The following is a 19,739-nucleotide window of genomic DNA, read 5'->3' as shown; positions in this document are numbered from 1 at the left end:
GACGCTGAGTCCATCAGCAATCTTTGTGGGAGCGGGTTCATCGAGGCGTCGAACCGCCGCGAACACCGGCACAGCCGGTGCCATCCATCGCGGCGCCTGCTTCGCGGGTGAACCCGCTCCCACGAAGTGCGCGTCGCGCTCACGAAGCCAGTTACCTTTCAGCGGCTGCTATGGGTCGTTAGCGGTCAGTCGCAGATGGCTGCCCACGCCCCATGGCTGCCGCTCGTTAAGGGCGGCTAACGGCCAATAGCGGTCATTCGCCTTTATCAAAACCGAGGCGATTCAGCTGCCTTGGTCACTCGAAATGCTGGTGTCAGGACACAGCCCTCCGAAAACCCAAAGCCCCGCTATCGCGGGGCTCAACACAAATGAAAGCACGCGGTCAGAACGACTCGACTGGCTTCTTGGCTTGTTGAACAAGCTTGTTTTCGTCCAGTTTCGGAAAAGAAAACTTAATGATGATGCTGGACTCGTCACCCTCGCCAGAGACGATCAAATCAGCGCCCCTAATGTTGGCAGGTGCTGATTTCATCAAACTATGGACGTTGGCGGCCCCCTTGTCGGGGGTGATCCCTTCAACAAAGGAGTAGGTCAACTCATTGGCGGCCAACGCAACATTCTCGTAGTTCGTGAGCTTGGCTGTGTATTCATCCTTGTTTTTTGCTTTACCCGCGAACTCAATGATATCCAGCACGGATTTCCCGTCAGCGAGCGACACCAGAGTAAATGTCTTTGCAAGAGCGCCAATGGCGCGACCGAACAGGTCACGATCATAGGGTGCAAACAGCGAAACCATCATCAGTTTGTCACCACTGAAAAGCAGGGCGGCTGTGAACTTCTGATCCAGAAAATCCACATCGTCCAGGCATCGTGCAGTAGCGCCTATATCAGTTGAACAGTCGTAGTAGCCTGCTGCCTCGGTATATTTGGCAATCGGCGTGTCATAAGCATATTTTTTGAACAGGTTGTCTTCAGCCACCGCATTCTGCATGCCGGTCAACATCCCCATAACGCCCAGCGCTGCAGCAAGTGCTTTCTTTGACATGGATCCCTTCCCGAAAGAGCATTGAGGTTGATGGCTAGATGCTATCAGTCAGGTATGCACCGCTCAATACCGGCATGTCACTTGCTATTGGACAGGGGGGGCAGATCCGGCAATCCATTCGGTGACGCCGCAGGCAATCTCTCAGTCTCGCCACAGGCGAACCGCGAAATCTCACTGCTTGCGCACTCAAGATCGAGAGCCGCCCCTCGCGACTTGCGGCTCTCTGCCAAAAGCAGCCGTTGGCTATGCAGTGCTTCAGGCCATGAACTCCGGCTTTAAGCCGTTAACTGCACTCCATGAAGGGCAGCTATGGGGCGTTAGCAGCCGGTCGCGGACGACCGCTTTTGACCCATGGTGGTCACTGGGAGCATTAGGTTTTGTACGAAAAGTGTGGTCATTCAACGTTGTGGGAGCGGGCTTGCCCCGCGATCTGCCGCGACGCGGCAGCAAAGCCTGAGTTCGCGGCGTCTTTGACACTATTTGATATCGGGTACAGGAGCGCTTCGCGCTCCATCGCGGGGCAAGCCCGCTCCCACAAAGCTTTTCGTACAGAGCCTAGTATCAAAGACTACCGCGAAACCTGATCCAACAAGTTGTCTGCCGACCTCACCGGCCGCTATGGGGCATATCGTTTCCAGCCATGCAAACGCCCCTTGGTTTTTGCAGTTGTTGAACTGGATTGAAACCGATGGCCCCGATCCAACCGACGCGTACACGCATCAGAAGTTGTATTTGATACCCGTCATGATGTTGCGAGGCGCACCGTACATGCCGTGGTCGCCGGCATAGCTGAGGTATTCGCGGTCGAATACGTTGTTCAGGTTGATAGATGCACTCAGGTGCTGATTGAAGTCGTAGCGCGCCAAAAGGTTGGTAACGGCGTAGCTGCCCTGGGTGAAGGTGTGCAGGTCGGCACCGGTTTTGCTCTGCCAGTTCACACCGCCGCCAAGGGTGACCTTGTCCAGAATCCCCGGCAGGCGATAGCTGGTGAAGGTCTTGAGGCTGTGGCGCGGCAAGGTGGTCACGATGCGCTGATCGTCAGCGTCGGTGCTGACCGCGTAGGCATAACCAGCGGAGGCCTGCCAGCCCTCGGCAAGTTCGCCGTCCAGGGTGAATTCGACACCTTTGGTGGTGGTGCCTTGTTCGGATTTGTAGGTGTTGCCGCCCGGGGTGTCGATCCAGATCGCCAGGTTGTCCTGCTCGATCTTGAACAGCGCGACGCTGGAGTTCAGCTTGCCGTCGAAGTGGCTGCCCTTGATGCCGACTTCGAAGCCAGTGCCTTCCATCGGATCCAGCGGCTTGTTGTCGATGTCGCGAACCCAGGAGGATTGCGGGTTGAAGATTTTCGTATAGCTGGCATACAGCGACCATGTGTCGTTGACGTCGTACACCACGCCGGCATACGGAATGTAGACGCCGGTTTCCGCTTCCTCTGTCTTGGTGTGCGCGGCACCATAAGGTTTGTCTTCGATATCGCGATGCCAGTCGACCACGCGGCTGCCCAACAGGATGCTCAAGTCATCGGTGGCGTGCAGGCGTGTGGCCAGGTAGGCGGCGTACTGGGTTTCGTCGGTGGTGGATTTGCCGGTGACATTGAACGGCGGTTTCAGCGAGTCGCCATTCCAGTTCAGCAGGTTGTCGATTGCGCCAGCGGGCGAGCCCGAATAGTCGTATTTCCAGCCGCCGTAACTGGGCACGTTTTCGTAGTAGTGGGACAAGGTCACGCCAGCGATCACTTCGTGTTCGCGGCCCAGCAGGCTGAACGGGCCGGTCAGGTAGGCATCGATGTTGTTCTGTCGCGGGATGCCAGAGAAGCGCACCGGCAACTGGGTGGTGCCACTGCCGTCCGGGTTGAGGCCGCCGTTGACGTAGTTGAAGACCTCGTCGAACTTGTTCTCGGTGTGGGTGAGCTCGACCTTGGCGCTCCAGCCACTGGCGAACTGCTGTTCGATCGAGGTGAAAAAGCTGGTCTGTTCATGGTCGTTGTAGGACCAGGACTGCGCCGAATTGAGCGAGCGCTTGAGCTTGGCGCGCGAGCCGTCGGTGAAGCGGGTGGGCAGGCCGGAGCGCATGGGCGAGTCGACGTCGGTGCGCTGGTAACTGAAGCCCATGGTCAGCAGGGTGTCTTCAGTCAGGTCGAATTCGGTGATGCCGTAGATCAGTTGCGAGTCCTGCTTGTAACGGTCGATCCAGGACTGCTCGGTCTTGAAGTCGGCGACCAGGCGACCGCGCACGTTGCCGGTTTCAGTCAGCGGGCCGGATACATCGAAACCTGTGCCATAGCGATCCCAGGTGCCGGCTTCGGCAGTGATGCTGGCCTGGGCCTCGGCAGTGGGGCGCTTGCGGATCAGGTTGATGGTCGCTGAAGGGCTGCCCAGGCCGCTAATCAGGCCGGTCGCCCCGCGGACCACTTCCACGCGGTCATACATGGCCATGCTCTGGGTGTAGTTGTCCATGCGTTTGACGGTGGGCACACCGTCGATTTCGAAGTTCTGAATCTCGAAGCCGCGCGAGAAATAGCCGTCTGATTCTGCGCCTTGGCCGTCGCGCAACACGATGATGCCGGGGGTGGCATCGAGGGTGTCGCTGAGGTTGGTCAGGCGCTGGTCATCCAGGCGCTGGCGGGTCATGACGGTCAGCGTTTGCGGTGTTTCCTGGGGCGTGAGGTTCAGGCGCGTCGAGCTGCTGGACGAGTAGGTGGTGTAGAGCCCGGTACCCTCGGTGGTCGAGCCCGGTGCCTTGCCGGAAATCGAAATGCTCTGCAGCTCCAGGGCGCCTGAAACCTGCGCCCGCTCTATGACGTATCGCCCATCCGGCTGGCGAACAGCAACCAGCTGGCTGCCTGCAAGCAGCGCCTGTAGGGCCTCGTCGACGGTGTAGTCGCCGCGCAGCCCCTGGCTGCTTTGGCCGGCTATCAAGTCGTTGGGGAACGACAACAACAAGTGAGCTTGCTGGCCCAGGCGATTGAGTGCAGTACCCAAAGGTGCTGGAGGGATGTCGTAGTGCTGCACGTTGCTGTCGACGGCGGCCCACACGGGTGATGCAGCGCCGGCCATGACCGCTGCAGCGCAGCCGAGGGCAGTCAGGAGCGTGGTTGTGTGGGATGACGAAATGCTGCGGTGGTGCATGTGATGTCCCCGATGATCTTGATGTATGGCCTATGAGTCTCGCCAGAAATCAAAACGGCTCATCGCGGACGACAATTTTTCAAACGGTTGCCGGCAGGGGGCGCAAGTTGACCCACAGGCGAGTGAAACGCTGCACATCCAGTTTCAGTGTGTGGGCGACGGCATCGATGATTTGATCGCTGTCTGCCAGCGGGTAGGTGCCCCATACCCGCAGGTTGGCCAGGGCAGGGTCGCAGCCAAGATGGCCATGACGATACCGACCCAGTTCAGCGAGGAACGCCTGCAGCGGTTGGCCGTTGGCGACTATCATGCCTTCGGCCCAGGCCGGCGCGTTGGCTTGCAGTGCACTCTGGTCGAGCATGCCGAGCGGCCCAAAACGTGCCATCTGGCCGGCTTGCAGGGCAGACCAGGTGCTGGCTTGTGTCGGGCTTGCTTGAAGCGAGCCCCGATAGACCGCCAATTGCGTTGAGCCATTGTCAAACTGGCGTACGGTGAAACGCGCCGAGGACGCCTGGGCCCGAATCTGTGCGGTATCGATGAACAGCGTCTGGTTCGAAGCCGTGTCGATCAGGACCTCGCCGCTGAGCAATCGAAGGCGCCAACCTTGATCTGCCTGGCGAGCATTCATCGCACTGCGGGTATTGAGTTCAAATGACAATTCTGAGGTCAGTGCGACACGTCGCTGCTCACCGACACCCGTGGTGTAATCGGCGTTGAAGCGCGACACCATTTCGCTGTCCCGGGCCATCCATGCACCAGCGCTTGCGCTCAGCAGCAAGGCCAGGCCCTTGATTGCCCGTCTTCTGCTCAACCCTTCCTGAGCGGGAAGCAACAAGGCCCGTCGGGCAAGGCCGGGGTCGCCTCGGCTGCGTAATGAGTCGAGTTGCTCGCCCAGCGCCAAGGCTTTTTCCCAGGCCAGCTCATGCAAGGGGTGTTCATTGCGCCATGCCATGAACGCGGCCTGTGCAGCTGAATCGAGATTGGCCTCCTGCCTATCGAGCCACCATTCCATGGCCTCCTCACACATTTTCGGTGTAAGCGATGGTTCTCGCGCAACCGCCTTTGTGCTGGCAGTCATCAGAGGGATTCCGTCACCAGCATGCATTTCGCACCTGCCTTGATGATGTGACGCTTGACCGTGGCGATCGAAATGCCCAACCGCTCGGCAATGTCGCCGTGGCTGAGCCCATCCAGTTGCGACCAGAGAAAGGCTTGCTTGACGGCGACATCCAGTTCGCAGAGCGCTTCGTCGAGTCGAACCAGGGTCTCGAAAATAATCAATTGGGTCGCCAGATCCGGCAGTACGCTCTGGTCTTCCATCTGCAGCGCATCCAGATAGGCTTTTTCCAGGCGTGCGCGACGGAAGTGGTTGGACAGGACACTGCGTGCCACCTTGGCCAGGAACGGCCGAGGCTGGCGGACTTCGAGCGCCTCGCTGCTGGCCAGCAGACGCATGAAGGTGTCCTGCATCATGTCAGCGGCGCGGTGGGGGCAACTCAGTTGCCGATACAGCCAGCTACGCAACCAGCGGTGTTGCTGTTCGTAGAGAGCAGTCAGCTGAGCGGTGTCGACGGATGCCATGAGTTGTCACAGGTTTGTGCAAATGAGACTTAGTATCATATGTGGCTGATTGTGTGCCGACAAGAACGAAGAAGGGCGCGGTGCATCTTGTTCATTCGGATGCAAACGACGGTCGCTCCGCGAACCATGCCACCGCCAGCTCCTTGAACGCCTCGGCCGAAGGCGTCAGTGGATAGCGCTGATCATGCGCCAGCACGATGCTATGGGTTGGCAGTTTCTCCTGAGTCGGCCGACAGACCAGCGCTTGACCATCATAACTACGGTCACCGAATGGCCGGGTATAGATCAGCGCCACGCCAAAGCCATTGGCGACGAGGCTGCGCTGCAACTCGAAGGTGCGCACACGGTGCACAACGGCGGGGGAGAGGTCGTAAAAGCTGAACAGATCCAGCACATGCTGCCAACTGTGAACCTGATCGGTGACTACCAGGGTGTATTCGGCTAGCGCTTTGAGACTAACGCGCGACTGCTTGGCCAACGGATGATCGGCCGACAGCAGCACCTGGGCGGTCAGCTGGCACAGCTGCGTGCAATGAGTGTTCGGCGGTAAACCCAGGTCATAGGTGATGGCCAGTTCTATCGCGCCCTCACTGAGCCGCTTGCCAACATAATCGAAGCTGCCATCGCGCATATCGACCGTGACCCTCGGGCAGGACTCCTGCATCCGTCGCACGATTTGTGGCAGGCAATAGGGGGCCAGATCTTCAAAACAGCCGACCACCAGTTCGCCGACACACTCGCCAGCATTGGCATTGATCTCGGCAAAGGTCTGAGCCTCTGCCAGCACGCGACGGGCCTGGACCATGACGGTACGACCGAATGGGGTCAGCGATATCCCGAGGCCACGTTGGCGTATGAAGATGGCTTGACCCAGCACCTCCTCCAGTTCGGTGATGGCCGCCGAGATGGAAGGTTGTGAAACATGAAGCTCCATGGCGGCAGTGGTCAGGTTTCCGTGCTTGGCCGCTGCGAGCGCGTAGCGAAGCTGCCTGAGTGTGAACTTCATAGGTTTTTCCTTGGTGATGCATCAGGAGTTATTATTTTATCCTTTTTTGAGGTTGTGAAATATTTCTCCTGCGCAGTGATCATCTTGTTTGGGAGCGTCACAATGACAATTACAAAGGCTCTGCTGACCACGACACTTTCTTTAGGGCTCCTGGCGTGCGCTGGCGCCAGCCAGGCGGCCGGTTGGTGCGAGTCCGGCAAGCCGGTGAAATTCGCCGGTTTGAACTGGGAAAGCGGGATGCTGCTCACCGAGGTGATGCAGTTCGTGCTGAAAAATGGCTATGGCTGTGACACCGACAGCCTGCCGGGTAACTCCATCTCCATGGAAAACGCCCTGAGCAGCAACGATATCCAGGTGTTCGCCGAGGAGTGGGTAGGGCGCAGCGAGGTCTGGAACAAGGCTGCGGCCGCCGGCAAGGTCGTCGGCGTCGGCTCGCCGGTGGTTGGCGCGGTCGAAGGCTGGTATGTGCCGCGTTATGTGATCGAAGGCGATGCCAAGCGCAAACTCGAAGCCAAGGCACCGAACCTCAAGAGCATCGCCGATCTGGGGCAATACGCCCAGGTATTCAAGGATCCGGAAGAACCGGACAAGGGGCGTTTCTACAACTGCCCGGCCGGCTGGACCTGCGAGCTGGACAACAGCCAAATGCTCAAGAGCTATGGCCTGGAAAACACCTACACCAACTTCCGCCCGGGCACCGGCCCGGCACTGGATGCCGCCGTGCTATCGAGCTACAAGCGTGGCGAGCCGATCCTCTTCTACTACTGGTCGCCCACCCCGCTGATGGGCCAGGCCGACCTGGTCAAGCTGGACGAAAAACCAGGCGTGGATAAATCCGTGACCATCAAGGTGGGCGTGTCGAAGACCTTCCACGAACAGGCGCCGGAACTGGTGGCTGTGCTGGAAAAGGTCAATCTGCCGATCGATCTGCTCAACCAGAACCTGGCGCGCATGACCAGAGACCGTATCGAGTCGGCGGAACTGGCCAAGTCGTTCCTCAAGGAGCACCCCGACGTTTGGCACAGCTGGGTCAGCGAAGACGCAGCCAAAAAGGTAGACGCGGCACTCTGAGGGTGTGGGCCGGTCCGGCGCCTGCCGGGCATGCCACATAGCAGTCCGCTTCAAGCACTTGCTCGAGATAAATCCATGTTTCCCAAAAACTTCACGTTTTCCATTGCCGACTGGGTCAATGGCTGGGTCGACGCGCTGGTCACCAACTACGGTGACGTGTTCCGGCACATTTCCGACACCCTGCTGTGGGCCATCGTCAACCTCGAAGGCCTGCTGCGCGCAACACCCTGGTGGCTGATGCTGGCCGTCGTCGGCGCTATTGCCTGGCACGCCACCCGTAGAATCGTACCCACTGTTGTGATCGTCGGCTTGCTGTTCCTGGTCGGTGCGGTCGGCCTCTGGGACAAGCTGATGCAGACCCTGGCGCTGATGCTGGTAGCAACGCTGATCTCGGTCCTGGTCGGCATTCCGCTGGGTATCCTGTCGGCGCGCAACGATCGCCTGCGGGCGGTGTTGATGCCGCTGCTCGACATCATGCAAACCATGCCCAGCTTCGTGTACCTGATCCCGGTATTGATGCTGTTCGGCCTGGGCAAGGTGCCGGCGATCTTTGCCACCGTCATCTATGCCGCCCCGCCGCTGATTCGCCTGACCGACCTGGGCATTCGCCAGGTGGATGGCGAGGTCATGGAGGCGATCAATGCGTTCGGTGCCAATCGCTTGCAACAACTGTTCGGCGTGCAGTTGCCACTGGCGCTGCCGAGCATCATGGCCGGCATCAACCAGACCACCATGATGGCCCTGTCGATGGTGGTCATCGCCTCGATGATCGGTGCCCGTGGCTTGGGTGAAGACGTCCTGGTCGGCATCCAGACCCTCAATGTGGGCCGCGGCCTCGAAGCGGGCCTGGCCATTGTGATCCTAGCGGTTGTGATCGACCGCATTACTCAGGCCTATGGCCGGCCACGGCATGGGGTGGGCAAATGAGCGCCAAGCAGACGATGAACAAGATCGAAGTCAAACAGGTCTTCAAGATCTTCGGTGCGCGTGCCGAAGATGCCCTGAAACTGATCCGCCAGAACAAGAGCAAAGAGCAGGTGCTGGCCGATACCGGTTGCGTGGTCGGGGTCAACGATCTGTCGTTGTCCATCGGCAGCGGTGAGATCTTCGTGATCATGGGGCTGTCGGGCTCGGGCAAGTCGACCCTGGTGCGTCACTTCAACCGCCTGATCGACCCCACCAGCGGCCAGATCCTGGTCGATGGCGAGGACATTCTGCAATACGACATGCAGGCCCTGCGCGAATTCCGTCGGCGCAAGATCAGCATGGTGTTCCAGAGCTTCGGCCTGTTGCCGCACCGCACCGTGCTGGACAACGTCGCCTACGGCCTGAAAGTCCGTGGCGAGAGCAAAGCCCTGTGCACAGAGCGCGCCCTGCACTGGATCAACACCGTGGGCCTCAAAGGTTACGAACGCTCGTACCCGCACCAGTTGTCGGGCGGCATGCGCCAGCGCGTGGGCCTGGCGCGTGCGCTGGCTGCCGACACCGACATCATCCTGATGGACGAAGCCTTCAGTGCGCTCGACCCGCTGATTCGCGCCGAAATGCAGGACCAGTTGCTGGAACTGCAAAAGACCCTGCACAAGACCATCGTCTTCATCACGCATGACCTGGACGAAGCGGTGCGCATCGGCAACCGAATTGCCATTCTCAAGGACGGTCGCCTGATCCAGGTCGGCACGCCGAAAGAAATCCTCTACCAGCCTGCGGACGAATACGTAGATCGTTTCGTGCAGCGTCGCGTAGCTTCGCTTTAAGGAACCGCGTGTATGTCGTTTGCCGAAAAGATCATCATCGCCGAGGCGCCCGTTCGCTGGCAGGACGTGGTGGCCGTGGCCCGGCATGGAGCGCAGCTTGAGCTGGCCCCATCGGCCTGGGCGCGGATCGACAACGCCCAGGCGATTGTCCAGCGCATCGTTTCCAGCGGTGACCGCGCCTATGGCGTCAACACCGGGCTTGGCGCCTTGTGCAATGTCTCGTTGCAGGACGAACAACTCAGCCAGCTGTCGCACAACACCTTGCTCAGCCATGCCTGTGGCGTGGGTAGCGCGCTGTCGGACGAACAGACCCGGGCGATCATGTGCGCGGCGATCATCAACTTCTGCCAGGGCCGCTCCGGCCTTCAGCGCAAGGTGGTCGAGGCGCTGCTGACCCTGCTCAATCAGCACATTACCCCGCAGGTGCCGAAGCAGGGGTCGGTGGGGTACCTGACCCACATGGCCCATATCAGCATCAGCTTGCTGGGCGTCGGCCAGGTCAGCTATCGCGGCCAGATCGTGCCGGCGCAGCAGGCCTTGGCCGAAGTCGGCCTGGCGCCGGTCAAACTGGGTGCCAAGGATGGTCTGTGCCTGGTCAACGGTACCCCGTGCATGACCGGCCTGAGCTGCTTGTCTCTGGATGACGCCACGCGTTTGAGCCAGTGGGCGGACGTTATCGGCGCCATGAGTTTCGAAGCCCTGCGCGGCCAACTCGATGCCTTCGACCCTGAAATCATCGCGCTCAAACCCCACCCCGGGATGCAGCGCGTGGGCCGCAATTTGCGACGCCTGCTCGAGGGTAGCGAAATCATTGCCAGCAGCCATGGCATTCGCACCCAGGACGCCTTGAGCATTCGCTCGATCCCGCAGGTTCATGGCGCTGCGCGCGATCAGTTGGAACACGCCGCAAGGCAGATCGAAACCGAACTCAACTCCACCACCGACAACCCGATGTTGCTGGGTACACCCGAGTCCTATCGGGTGGTTTCCCAGGCCAATCCCCACGGCCAGTCCGTGGCCATGGCGGCCGACTTGCTGGCCATCGCGGTGGCTGAGATCGGGGCGATTGCCGAGCGTCGTCTCGATCGGCTGATCAACCCGTTGGTCAGCGGCTTGCCGGCCTTCCTGGTCAGTCAACCGGGTGTGAACTCGGGCATGATGATTGTCCAGTACGTGGCCGCATCACTCTGTGCCGAAAACCGTCAGCTGGCACAGCCGGCCGTCATCGACAACTACGTCACCTCCGGCCTGCAGGAGGATCATCTGAGCATGGGCACCAATGCCGGGTTGAAGTTGCACCGCGCCCTGGAGAACTGTACGCAGATCCTGGCCATCGAATACCTGTTGGCGGCCCAGGCATTCGAGTTCCTCAAGGAGCAGCGCTTTGGCGCAGGTACCCATGTTGCCTGGCGGTTGCTGCGCGAACGGGTCCCGGCCTATGCCCAGGACCGTTGGCTGGCCCCGGATATCGCCAGCAGTGCATCGATCCTGAAGGACCCCGGCCTGCTTGGCGCTGCCTTCCCCGAGCTGTTGTGACAGGTGCAGGTACCGCCAAGGGCGGCTTTGGGTCGAGGGCAGTCACTACCCAGTAATGGCTTTGGCCATTTCCGATGTGCCAGCCCAACCGATCTGCTCATAGACCGGTTTGCCCGTCTCGGTGGCGTGCAGGACTGCGAAGCTGATGCCTCGGCGAGCGAACTCGGCGTCGGCAGCTTGCATCAAGGCCGATGCCAGGCCTCGGCGGCGGTAGGCCGGCTGGACGTACACATTCAACACATAGCCACGCTTGTCCAGGGTTGGGTGGGATGGATGGGGCGGCCAATCGATGCTCATCAGGCCAATGGCTGCGACCGGTTGCTCGCCATCCAGGAGTTTGAACCCGTAATACCGACCGTCACCGAGTCGCTCTTCCAGCCATGGGCGAAAGTGCTGGGTCATGACCCGTAGTTGTTCAGGATCCCCGCCTGCCTCAAGAAACATGTCCTGGCGATGGGCGCAGATCATTTCTGCGTCAGAGGGCCCAACGGGCTGGCATTCCAGTCCGGAAAACGCTGTACATCCTTGTAGTTCGATCATCGTTTATCCAGCGTCAGTGGCATTGATTGATGAGGTGGCAGCCTATGGCACTTTCAGGCGTATGCGCAATGGCTTGGCAGGGAAAGTGAGAAACCAGGCAGCCAATGCCAACAGGTAAACCGCAAGCATCATGGCTGGGGGCTAACTGGATTCGCCTGTGCGAGATAGGGCTTGGAGGACATCCATGGCTTTAGCGGCATCATCCTTGGCTACGAAAATGTGGTCATGGTAGAAGGCTGCGATCACGTTGCAACTGATGCCAGCCTTGCCGAGCGCGGTCGCGAATGCGGCCGTCAAACCCACCGCATCAAGAGCGGAGTGGATGGTGAGCGTGATCCAAGCTGCGACAAAACTGTACTCAAGGCCCAGTGCATCAGCGCGTTTGCGCTCAATGATTGCAGTGAGGCCTTCTTTTTCGCGGAATGTACCCAGCACATCGGTACCCTGGAGCGCGGAAGCGTCCGCCACTGTGCAGAACACAAAGTCGCCTTCATTGAGGATTGGGCTCATGCCGCGGAGCAGCGCTGAGATCGATTTTTCACCTGACATAGGGTTACTCCCGTTTGAAAGACGGCAGTGTGCATTTCAGCGGGTCATTAGTTTAATCAATACTGCTCATTACCGATTAGTGTCGCTTATGCGATTCCCCGCCCAATTCACCTTACGCCAACCAGGCTAGACCAGGTCTGAATGGTTCGAATGGCAGCTTGCGACCCAAAGCTGCCGGTGAGCCTAACAGTAGTCTTTGTGGGAGCGGGCTTGACCCGCGAACACGGGCGTAGTCCGTGCCAGGCTACTCCTTTTCATGGGCCGGCCTCTTCGCGGGGCAGGCCCGCTCCTACAGAATCACTGCCAGCCACACCGGCAGCTTCGGGTCGGTAGTTGCCTTTCGTGAAATACGATTCCCTACGCAGGCAACCCTGCTCTGATTCCAGCCATCCCGCCATTGAAGTACAGGTCGCTCCGCTTCTCGTCTAACTACCTCCGGCAGCTGCACGATCGACTCCCCAGGCCTGAGCCATTGGACGGCCACGTGCCTTTGAGCATGGTGCAGCGTCGCACGCCGTGCTGACGGTGTTCGCCCAGAGCATGATGGGAACCGTTCAACCTGCCTACCCTGCCACCATGCCAAGGGCGTAATCCTTGAAAGCTAACCACCCGATCCCATGGGAACACTGTTCATGTCTATCGACTTCAGACCCGCCCAAGCCTCGGACGCGCATGATATTGCGCGCTTCTTTCAACTGACATCGGAGGGCATGGCCGATTACATATGGAGCAAGCTTGCCGCACCCGGAGAAGCGTTGCTGAGTGTCGGTGCGTCTCGCTATGCCAGGGAGCAGGGCGACTTTTCCTACAAGAACTGCCTGATGGCCACTTTCGAAGGGCGCGTCATCGGCATGATGCATAGCTATGTCTTGCGCGAGACCCCTGACAGGCCTGTCGAGACAGACCCGGTCCTCGCGCCTTACTCCGACATGGAAATACCCGACACCTTGTACATATCCAGCCTGGCCCTGGATGAGGCCTGGCGCAGCCAGGGGCTGGGTGTCGAGTTTCTTCGCCACGCCCAGCAGCGCGCTGAGGACTCTGGCCTGGATGGGCTATGCCTGATCGATTATGCAGAAAACCACGGTGCACGCCGCTTCTACGAGCGTCACGGTTTTCAAATTGTTAAAGCCTGCCAGATCGTTCCGCACCCGATGCTGGGCGTAACCGGTGAAGCCTATTTGATGTATCGCCCTACCCACAACGTGCTCGAGAAAAGCCATGAACAATAAACTGACCGTGTTCCGCGAACTGGATATCCAACCGGTGCGCGACCTTCCTTTTTTTGAAGAGGTCTTGGAAGGCACCCCTCATACGCTGACGTCCAAGTACTATCACGATGAACAGCAAGGTCGCATTTCCGGAGAATGGCAAGCCAGCACCGGAGCGTGGCGCATCGACTACAAAGTTTGGGAGTTCTGCCATGTCCTGAGTGGATGCTGCGTCATCGAGCTTGAGGGTTGCGCGCCCATCACACTGGCCGCTGGCGACACCTTCATTATCGAACCGGGCGCCAAGGGCAAATGGACCGTGCTGGAAGACATGAAAAAGAACTTTGTGATCCTCTTGCCCGCGAACTAGTGTCCTGTCTCGGAAATACGTTCTCTTTTGGCGAGTGGCTTGGGTGTCCGGCCAAGGCGCCGCAACGAGTCATAGCAGGGCTATGGCGAGGAGTGGCAACGCCGGCCGGGCGCCCAAGACGCCGCCAAAAGTGAACAGCTTATTTCCGAGACAGGACACTAGGCACTGGGTTGAACTGGCCTAATGATTTTGGCTCCCTTCTAAATCAGCCGATCGGAGCAACCTGGCTCCTCAAGCTGCTTGGCCACTTTCATCGCCAGTTCAACGAAGGCCCTCGCTGCAGCCGTTTGGTAAACCCCTTTCCGTTGCATCAGAACAGCAGTGCGTTGCAAGCGCTGCTGGTCCAACTCGATAGCAACCAACTGCTCGTGAGCCAGGGCGATGTTGGCCGGCAACAAGGTCGCGAGCGTGGTCCTGCTGACCACCTCGATAAGCGCACTGATGGTATTGGCTTCCACTTGTACGTGAGGGCGAATGTTGTGCTGGCGGCAGTAGCTGTCGATCTGCTCACGCGTGGCGAATTCGGCGCTCAAGAGTATCAACGATTCTGAGTTCAACCCCTCCAGGCCAATACTGCCCGTGGTGGCGAGAGGATGATGCTTGCCGACCACCAGCGCGAGGGTTTCGACCAGCAGCGCCTGTGCCTCAAGGTCCAGATGATGGCCGTTGTCGAACGCAATGCCCACATCAACCTCGTCGGCCAACAAAAGTTCTTCCAGCGCCTCTTGAGCGATCTCTCGCAGCACCAGCGTGATGTTCGGGTACCGGCTATGGAACGCCTCAACCAGCGGGCCAACGAGGTAGCTGGTGAATGTCGGTGTTACCCCCACCCGAAGTGATCCGCGGCTCAGATCGCCGAGGTCATCAATGGCTCGTTTTGCCTCCTGCAGCTCCTGCGCGGCTCGCTTGGCATAGCGCAGGTACACCTCGCCGGCATCGGTCAATCGCGTGGTCCGACCGGAACGATCGAACAACGGAGTGCCGAGGCTCTCTTCCAGTTGGCGGACCTGCTGCGACAAGGCCGGTTGAGACACATGCAAGGCCGCTGCGGCGCGCGTGAAACTGAGGTGGTTTGCCACTGCGATGAAGTACTGGATGTGCCGGGCAAGCATGGGTGCACCTATAAGATTATCTGATCCACCTGATCATAAATCAGACTTTTACCTTATTGAAGGTGCTGCGTAACCTTTGCTTCAACACATCGCGTCACTCAAGGAGTCAGCCATGAAAGACATCATCGACGGGTTTCTGAAGTTCCAGAAAGACGCCTATCCCGAGCGCGTCAAACTGTTCAAGGATCTGGCCAGCCAGCAGAGCCCACGTGCTCTGTTCATTTCATGCTCCGACAGCCGCCTGGTGCCGGAGCTGGTCACCCAGCGCGAACCCGGGGACCTTTTCGTCATTCGCAATGCAGGCAACATCGTGCCGTCCTACGGGCCCGAGCCTGGAGGCGTATCGGCTTCGGTCGAATATGCCGTGGCGGCCTTGCAGGTTTCCGACATCGTCATCTGCGGCCACTCCGATTGCGGCGCCATGACGGCCATCGCCACCTGCAAATGCCTGGACCACATGCCCGCAGTGGCCGGCTGGCTGCGCTACGCCGATTCCGCCCGAGTGGTTAACGAAGCCCGCAACCATTTCGGCCCGCAGGCCAAGGTCGAAGCCATGGTGCGCGAAAACGTGATCGCCCAGCTTGCCAACATCCAGACCCACCCCTCGGTGCGCCTGGCCCTGGAAGAGGGCCGCGTGACCTTGCATGGCTGGATCTACGACATCGAAAGCGGGCTGATCGAAGCCTTCGATGGCAGCACCGGCACATTCGTATCCCTCGCCCACAACCCCGAAGTGCACGCCGTTTCCCATCAACCCAAGCGCGTTGCCTGAACATCTTTCAACCAAGGAGAAACACCATGATCCAATCGCAAATCAGCCAGAACGCCCGCCTTGCCCTGAGCGAAGTCATCCTTCTGGCCAAAGCCCGCAAAGACCTCTCGTTCTCGCAGATCACCGAAGGCACCGGTCTGTCCGAAGCGTTCGTCACCGCAGCACTGCTGGGCCAGCACCCGTTGCCGGCGAGCGCCGCCCAGGTGGTGGGTGACAAGCTCGGCCTCGACGCGGACGGCATCGCACTGCTGCAGACCGTGCCACTGCGCGGCAGCATTCAAAATGGTATCCCGACCGACCCGACCATCTACCGCTTTTACGAGATGTTGCAGGTGTACGGCACCACCTTGAAGGCGCTGGTTCATGAAAAGTTCGGCGACGGCATCATCAGTGCCATCAATTTCAAGCTGGACATCAAGAAAGTCGAAGACCCCGAGGGCGGCTCACGCGCTGTGATCACCCTGGATGGCAAATACCTGCCCACCAAACCGTTCTGATTTGGCTGCAACACATGGGCTGGGCCGCAACCTCGCGGCCCAGCCACAACCTGAAGGTGATCAAAATTGAAAGCGTTGTTCGCATTGATACTCGGCGCGCTGTGCAACGTGGCGATGGCTGCTGACGTTGAGCAACAGGTCGAGCAGACGCCGGTTGAACAGTACAGCTACTCCCAGCACCTCGATATTGCACGCGTCATTTCCATGAGCGAGGTCCCCGATGTCTGTCAGGTAGTGCCCGCTCGCATGACGTACGAAGACTCCCAAGGCAATAAGCATGTGCTTGAGTACCGCGTGATGGGCAATGGTTGCTCGAATAACTGAGCCCGGCCTTCGCAGCGCTACAGCACTCTTTATGAGGACTGAAGTTGATGGACCTTATCTTTCGAAATGTACGCATTGACGACGCCCAGCCACGGGTAGATGTGGCTGTGCAAGCAGGCAAAATCGCCGAGATCGCGCCACACATCGCCACCACGGCGGAGCGCGAAATCCAAGGCGACGGCAATGTACTTGTTGCTGGGTTTGTCGAAGGCCACCTGCACCTGGAAAAAGCTAACGTCATGCAGCGCAAGGCCAATCGCTCCGGCACCTTGAAGGAAGCGATCGCCGTCACCGCCGAGCTGAAGCCCACACTGACCCGTGAGGATATCCGCGAACGTTCGATCCAGGTGCTGCGCGCATTGGTACAAGCCGGTACCACGCATGTGCGCGCCCATGCCGAGTTCGACCCCGCCCAAGGCTTCACCGGGCTCGAAGTGGTGCTGGAGTTGCGCGAGCAGTTCCGTGAGGTGATCGACATCCAGGTCGTGGCCTTTCCGCAAGAAGGCATTCTCAAGCTGCCAGGCATGCAGGCCATGATGGCCCAGGCAATGGAGATGGGGGCTGATGTGGTGGGCGGCATTCCCTACAACGACGTGTCGCCGTTGGAGCACATTGATTTCGTCTTTGACTTGGCCAAGCGCTATGGCAAAGACATCGACTTGCACCAGGACTTCGCCGATGACGCCGAGCACATGACCATCGAGTACGTGGCACGTCGAACCATTGCCGAAGGCTACCAAGGGCGGGTCTGCGTTGGGCACCTGACCAGCCTGGCCGCCGTCCCGCCAGCGCGGCAGGCACAGGTCATCGCGTTGCTGCGTGAGGCCGACATCAGCGTGATGTGCCTGCCCGCCACCGACCTGCACCTGGGAGCTCGGGGTGACAGTCACAATGTAAGGCGCACCCTGACACCTGTGCGTGCGCTGCGCGACGGCGGTGTCACGGTTTGCCTGGCCACCAACAACATCCGAAACGCATTCACACCCTATGGCACTGGCGACCTGTTGCACATTGCACAGCTGGCCATTCCTGCGTGCCACCTGGGCGGCGCGGATGATCAGGCCACCGTGTTGTCGATGCTCACGACAAACCCTGCCAAAGCCTTGGGGTTGAAACACCACGGTTTGGCGGTGGGCAATGATGCCGACCTGGTGCTGGTCGATTGTCGTGCTGTGGCCGATGTCATTCTCGACCTGCCGACACGGTTGATGGTGCTCAAGCGCGGCAAGGTGGTGGCAACGGCTGAGCATCGTAGGTCAGTCGCGTTTTGAGGCCATCTTGAAGATGTTGTAATCAAGCAAGCGCATTTATGGGACGGTCGCTCGTGGGAAGGCTTCTCGAACCAACCCTTCGACTTCGGCCCTGTTCACTAGGCTCTGTACGAAAAGTATGGTCATCCATCGTTGTGGGAGCGGGCTTGCCCCGCGATCTGCGCGCAACGCGGCAGCAAAACCTGGATTCGCGGCGTCTTTGACACTATTTGATATCGGGTATAGGAGCGCTTCGCACTCCATCGCGGGGCAAGCCCGCTCCCACGCTGCTGGTGGTGGTGCAGGCGTGGGAGCGGGCTTGCCCCGCGATTGGCCACAGAAAAGGGCCGCTTGCGGCCCTTTCTATTTACTGCGGGTTTTACTTGTCACCTTCGTGGGTCAGCTCCAGCACCCGATCCACCAGCTTGTAGATCCCGCCGGCGGCTTCGCTGATGGACTTGGCCAGCATGTAGGCCGGGGTGGTCACCAGCTTGCGCTGGGTGTCTTCGACGATGTCATGCACATCGCACTCCTGGTGGGTGCCGCCCATCTTCACCACGGCCGCGCTGGTGCCGGTGTCGTTACCGATGGTGCAGACCACGCCCGGCCCGTAGATCTTGGCGGCCAGGGCTGGCGAGATGCACATCAGGCCGACCGGTTTGCAGGCATCGGCGAAGGCTTCGGCCAGGGCCAGCACGTCGGGGTTAACGCTGCAATTGGCGCCTTCGACGGCGAAGTTGGAGAGGTTCTTCGCGGCGCCGAAACCGCCGGGTACGATCAGCGCATCGAAGTCCTCGACCTTGGCCTCGCGAATGTCTTTCACCTCGCCCCGGGCGATGCGTGCCGACTCGACCAGCACGTTGCGCGACTCGGGCATCTCTTCCCCGGTCAGGTGATCGATCACATGCATCTGCGCAATGTTCGGTGCGAAGCACTGCACCTGGGCGCCGCGCTGGTCGAGGCGCAGCAAGGTGATCACGCTCTCGTGGATTTCGGCGCCGTCATAGACGCCACAGCCGGAAAGGATCACCGCTACTTTCTTGGTCATGCTCATTACTCCAGTGTCGAGGCGCTAAATGTCCTCTAGTTTGGCAGATGTGGCCATAGGGGTTCAGGCAGGCGCGGCCTAATCTCTTGCGACACCCCTGGAGACTGCCGCCGATGGACCTGATTCTGCTGGCTGTGCCGATGTTCATTGCGCTGATCGCCGTAGAGCTGGTCGCCGACCGCGTGCGCGGCCAGCGCAACTATCGACTGGCCGATTCGATCAACAGCCTGAGCACCGGCGTGCTGTCGACCAGCACCGGCCTGCTGACCAAGGGCGTCGGGCTGCTCACCTATGCCCTGGCCTGGGAACATCTGGCGCTGCTGCGCCTGCCGGCCGAGGCCTGGTGGGTGTGGGTGGGTGCTTTCGTGCTCTACGACTTCTGCTATTACTGGCTGCACCGCCTGGGCCACGAGCGCAACGTGCTGTGGGCTGCGCATTCGGTGCATCACCAGAGCGAGGAATACAACCTCACCACGGCGCTGCGCCAGACCAGCAGCGGCTTCATCTTTTCGTGGATCTTCTACCTGCCACTGGCGCTGCTCGGCGTGCCGCCGGTGGTGTTCATCACCGTGGCGTCGCTGAACCTGCTGTATCAGTTCTGGGTGCATACCCGCCATGTGCCCAAGCTGGGCTGGCTCGAATGGGTGCTGATCACGCCGTCCAACCATCGTGTCCACCATGCGCAGAATCCTCGCTACTTGGATTGCAACTACGGCGGAGTGTTCATCTTCTGGGACCGACTGTTCGGCACCTTCCAGGAGGAGGACGACGATGAGCCGGTGATCTTCGGCGTGACCACGCCGCTGGCCAGCTGGAACCCGCTGTGGGCCAACTTGCAGTTCTATGCGCAGCTGTGGGCGGATGCCCGGCGCACCGGCCGCCTGTGGGACAAGCTGCGCATCTGGTTCATGCCAACCGGTTGGCGCCCGGCGGATGTGGCGG

Annotated in this window: 19 protein-coding genes and 1 pseudogene; 11 read left to right on the top strand and 9 right to left on the bottom strand. The window is 59.8% G+C overall.

Annotated elements, in window-relative coordinates; translation table 11 throughout:
* Positions 1-382 precede the first annotated feature (382 nt).
* The 5 genes from ACO6VM_RS02215 to ACO6VM_RS02195 form a co-directional block, all read right to left on the bottom strand.
* Positions 383-1,045 (bottom strand): hypothetical protein, encoded by a 663-nt coding sequence (locus ACO6VM_RS02215; RefSeq protein WP_422402685.1) that lies wholly within the window; start codon positions 1,043-1,045, stop codon positions 383-385.
* 719 nt (positions 1,046-1,764) lie between these two features.
* Positions 1,765-4,101 carry a TonB-dependent siderophore receptor gene (locus ACO6VM_RS02210; protein ID WP_422402684.1) on the bottom strand — a complete coding sequence of 779 codons (2,337 nt, stop codon included), beginning with the start codon at positions 4,099-4,101 and terminating at the stop codon, positions 1,765-1,767.
* 151 nt (positions 4,102-4,252) lie between these two features.
* A complete protein-coding gene (locus ACO6VM_RS02205) occupies positions 4,253-5,251 on the bottom strand; it encodes a FecR domain-containing protein (RefSeq protein ID WP_422402683.1) in 999 nt (332 codons plus the stop codon).
* Positions 5,251-5,754 carry a sigma-70 family RNA polymerase sigma factor gene (locus ACO6VM_RS02200; RefSeq protein WP_401057078.1) on the bottom strand — a complete coding sequence of 168 codons (504 nt, stop codon included), beginning with the start codon at positions 5,752-5,754 and terminating at the stop codon, positions 5,251-5,253. Before ACO6VM_RS02200 ends, ACO6VM_RS02205 begins: the two co-directional genes overlap by 1 nt.
* Before the next feature lie 91 nt (positions 5,755-5,845).
* Positions 5,846-6,760 (bottom strand): LysR family transcriptional regulator, encoded by a 915-nt coding sequence (locus ACO6VM_RS02195; RefSeq protein WP_232884588.1) that lies wholly within the window; start codon positions 6,758-6,760, stop codon positions 5,846-5,848.
* Between the two features lie 102 nt (positions 6,761-6,862).
* On the opposite strand from ACO6VM_RS02195, the gene ACO6VM_RS02190 reads away from it, so the two are divergent.
* The 4 genes from ACO6VM_RS02190 to hutH all read left to right on the top strand — a co-directional run bounded on the left by ACO6VM_RS02190 (position 6,863) and on the right by hutH (position 11,124).
* Positions 6,863-7,831 carry an ABC transporter substrate-binding protein gene (locus ACO6VM_RS02190; protein ID WP_401057079.1) on the top strand — a complete coding sequence of 323 codons (969 nt, stop codon included), beginning with the start codon at positions 6,863-6,865 and terminating at the stop codon, positions 7,829-7,831.
* A gap of 75 nt (positions 7,832-7,906) precedes the next feature.
* Positions 7,907-8,758, top strand: a complete 852-nt coding sequence (locus ACO6VM_RS02185) for an ABC transporter permease (protein WP_401057080.1) — start codon at positions 7,907-7,909, stop codon at positions 8,756-8,758.
* Positions 8,755-9,588, top strand: a complete 834-nt coding sequence (locus ACO6VM_RS02180; protein WP_125858216.1) for a quaternary amine ABC transporter ATP-binding protein — start codon at positions 8,755-8,757, stop codon at positions 9,586-9,588. Before ACO6VM_RS02185 ends, ACO6VM_RS02180 begins: the two co-directional genes overlap by 4 nt.
* 12 nt (positions 9,589-9,600) lie before the next feature.
* Positions 9,601-11,124 carry a histidine ammonia-lyase gene (hutH, locus tag ACO6VM_RS02175; RefSeq protein WP_422402682.1) on the top strand — a complete coding sequence of 508 codons (1,524 nt, stop codon included), beginning with the start codon at positions 9,601-9,603 and terminating at the stop codon, positions 11,122-11,124.
* 45 nt (positions 11,125-11,169) lie between these two features.
* Here hutH and ACO6VM_RS02170 read toward each other — a convergent pair whose 3' ends face one another.
* Together ACO6VM_RS02170 and ACO6VM_RS02165 are read right to left on the bottom strand one after the other, a co-directional pair.
* On the bottom strand, positions 11,170-11,664 hold the full coding sequence (locus ACO6VM_RS02170) for a GNAT family N-acetyltransferase (RefSeq protein ID WP_401057082.1): 495 nt from the start codon (positions 11,662-11,664) through the stop codon (positions 11,170-11,172).
* 141 nt (positions 11,665-11,805) lie between these two features.
* Positions 11,806-12,213 carry an ACT domain-containing protein gene (locus ACO6VM_RS02165; RefSeq protein ID WP_422402681.1) on the bottom strand — a complete coding sequence of 136 codons (408 nt, stop codon included), beginning with the start codon at positions 12,211-12,213 and terminating at the stop codon, positions 11,806-11,808.
* A gap of 632 nt (positions 12,214-12,845) precedes the next feature.
* Between ACO6VM_RS02165 and ACO6VM_RS02160 the strand changes: the two genes are divergently transcribed.
* Both ACO6VM_RS02160 and ACO6VM_RS02155 read left to right on the top strand, forming a co-directional pair.
* Positions 12,846-13,445: a GNAT family N-acetyltransferase gene (locus ACO6VM_RS02160; RefSeq protein ID WP_401057084.1), complete on the top strand. Its 600-nt coding sequence runs from the start codon at positions 12,846-12,848 to the stop codon at positions 13,443-13,445.
* Positions 13,435-13,794, top strand: coding sequence for a cupin domain-containing protein (locus ACO6VM_RS02155; protein WP_125463599.1), 360 nt, complete (start codon positions 13,435-13,437; stop codon positions 13,792-13,794). The genes ACO6VM_RS02160 and ACO6VM_RS02155 overlap by 11 nt, the downstream gene beginning before the upstream one ends.
* Before the next feature lie 200 nt (positions 13,795-13,994).
* Here the strand turns inward: ACO6VM_RS02155 and cynR are convergent, their stop codons facing one another.
* A complete protein-coding gene (gene cynR / locus ACO6VM_RS02150; protein WP_401057085.1) occupies positions 13,995-14,906 on the bottom strand; it encodes a transcriptional regulator CynR in 912 nt (303 codons plus the stop codon).
* Between the two features lie 112 nt (positions 14,907-15,018).
* On the opposite strand from cynR, the gene ACO6VM_RS02145 reads away from it, so the two are divergent.
* The 4 genes from ACO6VM_RS02145 (at position 15,019) to ACO6VM_RS02130 (ending at position 17,770) form a co-directional block, all read left to right on the top strand.
* Positions 15,019-15,678, top strand: a complete 660-nt coding sequence (locus tag ACO6VM_RS02145; protein ID WP_125463601.1) for a carbonic anhydrase — start codon at positions 15,019-15,021, stop codon at positions 15,676-15,678.
* 26 nt (positions 15,679-15,704) lie between these two features.
* Positions 15,705-16,175 (top strand): cyanase, encoded by a 471-nt coding sequence (gene cynS / locus ACO6VM_RS02140; RefSeq protein ID WP_110993677.1) that lies wholly within the window; start codon positions 15,705-15,707, stop codon positions 16,173-16,175.
* 66 nt (positions 16,176-16,241) lie between these two features.
* Complete coding sequence (locus tag ACO6VM_RS02135) at positions 16,242-16,499, top strand: DUF2790 domain-containing protein (RefSeq protein ID WP_390967880.1); 258 nt, start codon at positions 16,242-16,244, stop codon at positions 16,497-16,499.
* 47 nt (positions 16,500-16,546) lie between these two features.
* Complete coding sequence (locus ACO6VM_RS02130; RefSeq protein WP_422402680.1) at positions 16,547-17,770, top strand: amidohydrolase family protein; 1,224 nt, start codon at positions 16,547-16,549, stop codon at positions 17,768-17,770.
* A gap of 358 nt (positions 17,771-18,128) precedes the next feature.
* Here ACO6VM_RS02130 and elbB read toward each other — a convergent pair whose 3' ends face one another.
* Positions 18,129-18,797: an isoprenoid biosynthesis glyoxalase ElbB gene (elbB, locus tag ACO6VM_RS02125; protein WP_390966417.1), complete on the bottom strand. Its 669-nt coding sequence runs from the start codon at positions 18,795-18,797 to the stop codon at positions 18,129-18,131.
* A gap of 113 nt (positions 18,798-18,910) precedes the next feature.
* Here elbB and ACO6VM_RS02120 point away from each other — a divergent pair.
* Positions 18,911-19,537: pseudogene (locus ACO6VM_RS02120) on the top strand (sterol desaturase family protein); the annotation flags it as partial.
* Between the last annotated feature and the right edge of the window lie 202 nt (positions 19,538-19,739).

Origin of the sequence: Pseudomonas sp. GZD-209 (assembly GCF_049310485.1) — a bacterium.
GTDB classification, from domain to species: Bacteria; Pseudomonadota; Gammaproteobacteria; order Pseudomonadales; family Pseudomonadaceae; genus Aquipseudomonas; species Aquipseudomonas sichuanensis.
This window is presented reverse-complemented; position numbering and strand designations above follow the sequence as displayed.

What these genes read in the sequence shown, in the direction of transcription:
- ACO6VM_RS02130 (WP_422402680.1), top strand. Translation starts at nt 16,547, where the DNA reads ATGGACCTTATCTTTCGAAATGTACGCATTGACGACGCCCAGCCACGG.
- ACO6VM_RS02170 (WP_401057082.1), bottom strand. Translation starts at nt 11,664, where the DNA reads ATGATCGAACTACAAGGATGTACAGCGTTTTCCGGACTGGAATGCCAG.
- elbB (WP_390966417.1), bottom strand. Translation starts at nt 18,797, where the DNA reads ATGACCAAGAAAGTAGCGGTGATCCTTTCCGGCTGTGGCGTCTATGAC.
- cynS (WP_110993677.1), top strand. Translation starts at nt 15,705, where the DNA reads ATGATCCAATCGCAAATCAGCCAGAACGCCCGCCTTGCCCTGAGCGAA.
- ACO6VM_RS02180 (WP_125858216.1), top strand. Translation starts at nt 8,755, where the DNA reads ATGAGCGCCAAGCAGACGATGAACAAGATCGAAGTCAAACAGGTCTTC.
- ACO6VM_RS02155 (WP_125463599.1), top strand. Translation starts at nt 13,435, where the DNA reads ATGAACAATAAACTGACCGTGTTCCGCGAACTGGATATCCAACCGGTG.
- ACO6VM_RS02145 (WP_125463601.1), top strand. Translation starts at nt 15,019, where the DNA reads ATGAAAGACATCATCGACGGGTTTCTGAAGTTCCAGAAAGACGCCTAT.
- ACO6VM_RS02210 (WP_422402684.1), bottom strand. Translation starts at nt 4,101, where the DNA reads ATGGCCGGCGCTGCATCACCCGTGTGGGCCGCCGTCGACAGCAACGTG.
- ACO6VM_RS02190 (WP_401057079.1), top strand. Translation starts at nt 6,863, where the DNA reads ATGACAATTACAAAGGCTCTGCTGACCACGACACTTTCTTTAGGGCTC.
- ACO6VM_RS02215 (WP_422402685.1), bottom strand. Translation starts at nt 1,045, where the DNA reads ATGTCAAAGAAAGCACTTGCTGCAGCGCTGGGCGTTATGGGGATGTTG.
- ACO6VM_RS02165 (WP_422402681.1), bottom strand. Translation starts at nt 12,213, where the DNA reads ATGTCAGGTGAAAAATCGATCTCAGCGCTGCTCCGCGGCATGAGCCCA.
- cynR (WP_401057085.1), bottom strand. Translation starts at nt 14,906, where the DNA reads ATGCTTGCCCGGCACATCCAGTACTTCATCGCAGTGGCAAACCACCTC.
- ACO6VM_RS02185 (WP_401057080.1), top strand. Translation starts at nt 7,907, where the DNA reads ATGTTTCCCAAAAACTTCACGTTTTCCATTGCCGACTGGGTCAATGGC.
- ACO6VM_RS02200 (WP_401057078.1), bottom strand. Translation starts at nt 5,754, where the DNA reads ATGGCATCCGTCGACACCGCTCAGCTGACTGCTCTCTACGAACAGCAA.
- hutH (WP_422402682.1), top strand. Translation starts at nt 9,601, where the DNA reads ATGTCGTTTGCCGAAAAGATCATCATCGCCGAGGCGCCCGTTCGCTGG.
- ACO6VM_RS02195 (WP_232884588.1), bottom strand. Translation starts at nt 6,760, where the DNA reads ATGAAGTTCACACTCAGGCAGCTTCGCTACGCGCTCGCAGCGGCCAAG.
- ACO6VM_RS02160 (WP_401057084.1), top strand. Translation starts at nt 12,846, where the DNA reads ATGTCTATCGACTTCAGACCCGCCCAAGCCTCGGACGCGCATGATATT.
- ACO6VM_RS02205 (WP_422402683.1), bottom strand. Translation starts at nt 5,251, where the DNA reads ATGACTGCCAGCACAAAGGCGGTTGCGCGAGAACCATCGCTTACACCG.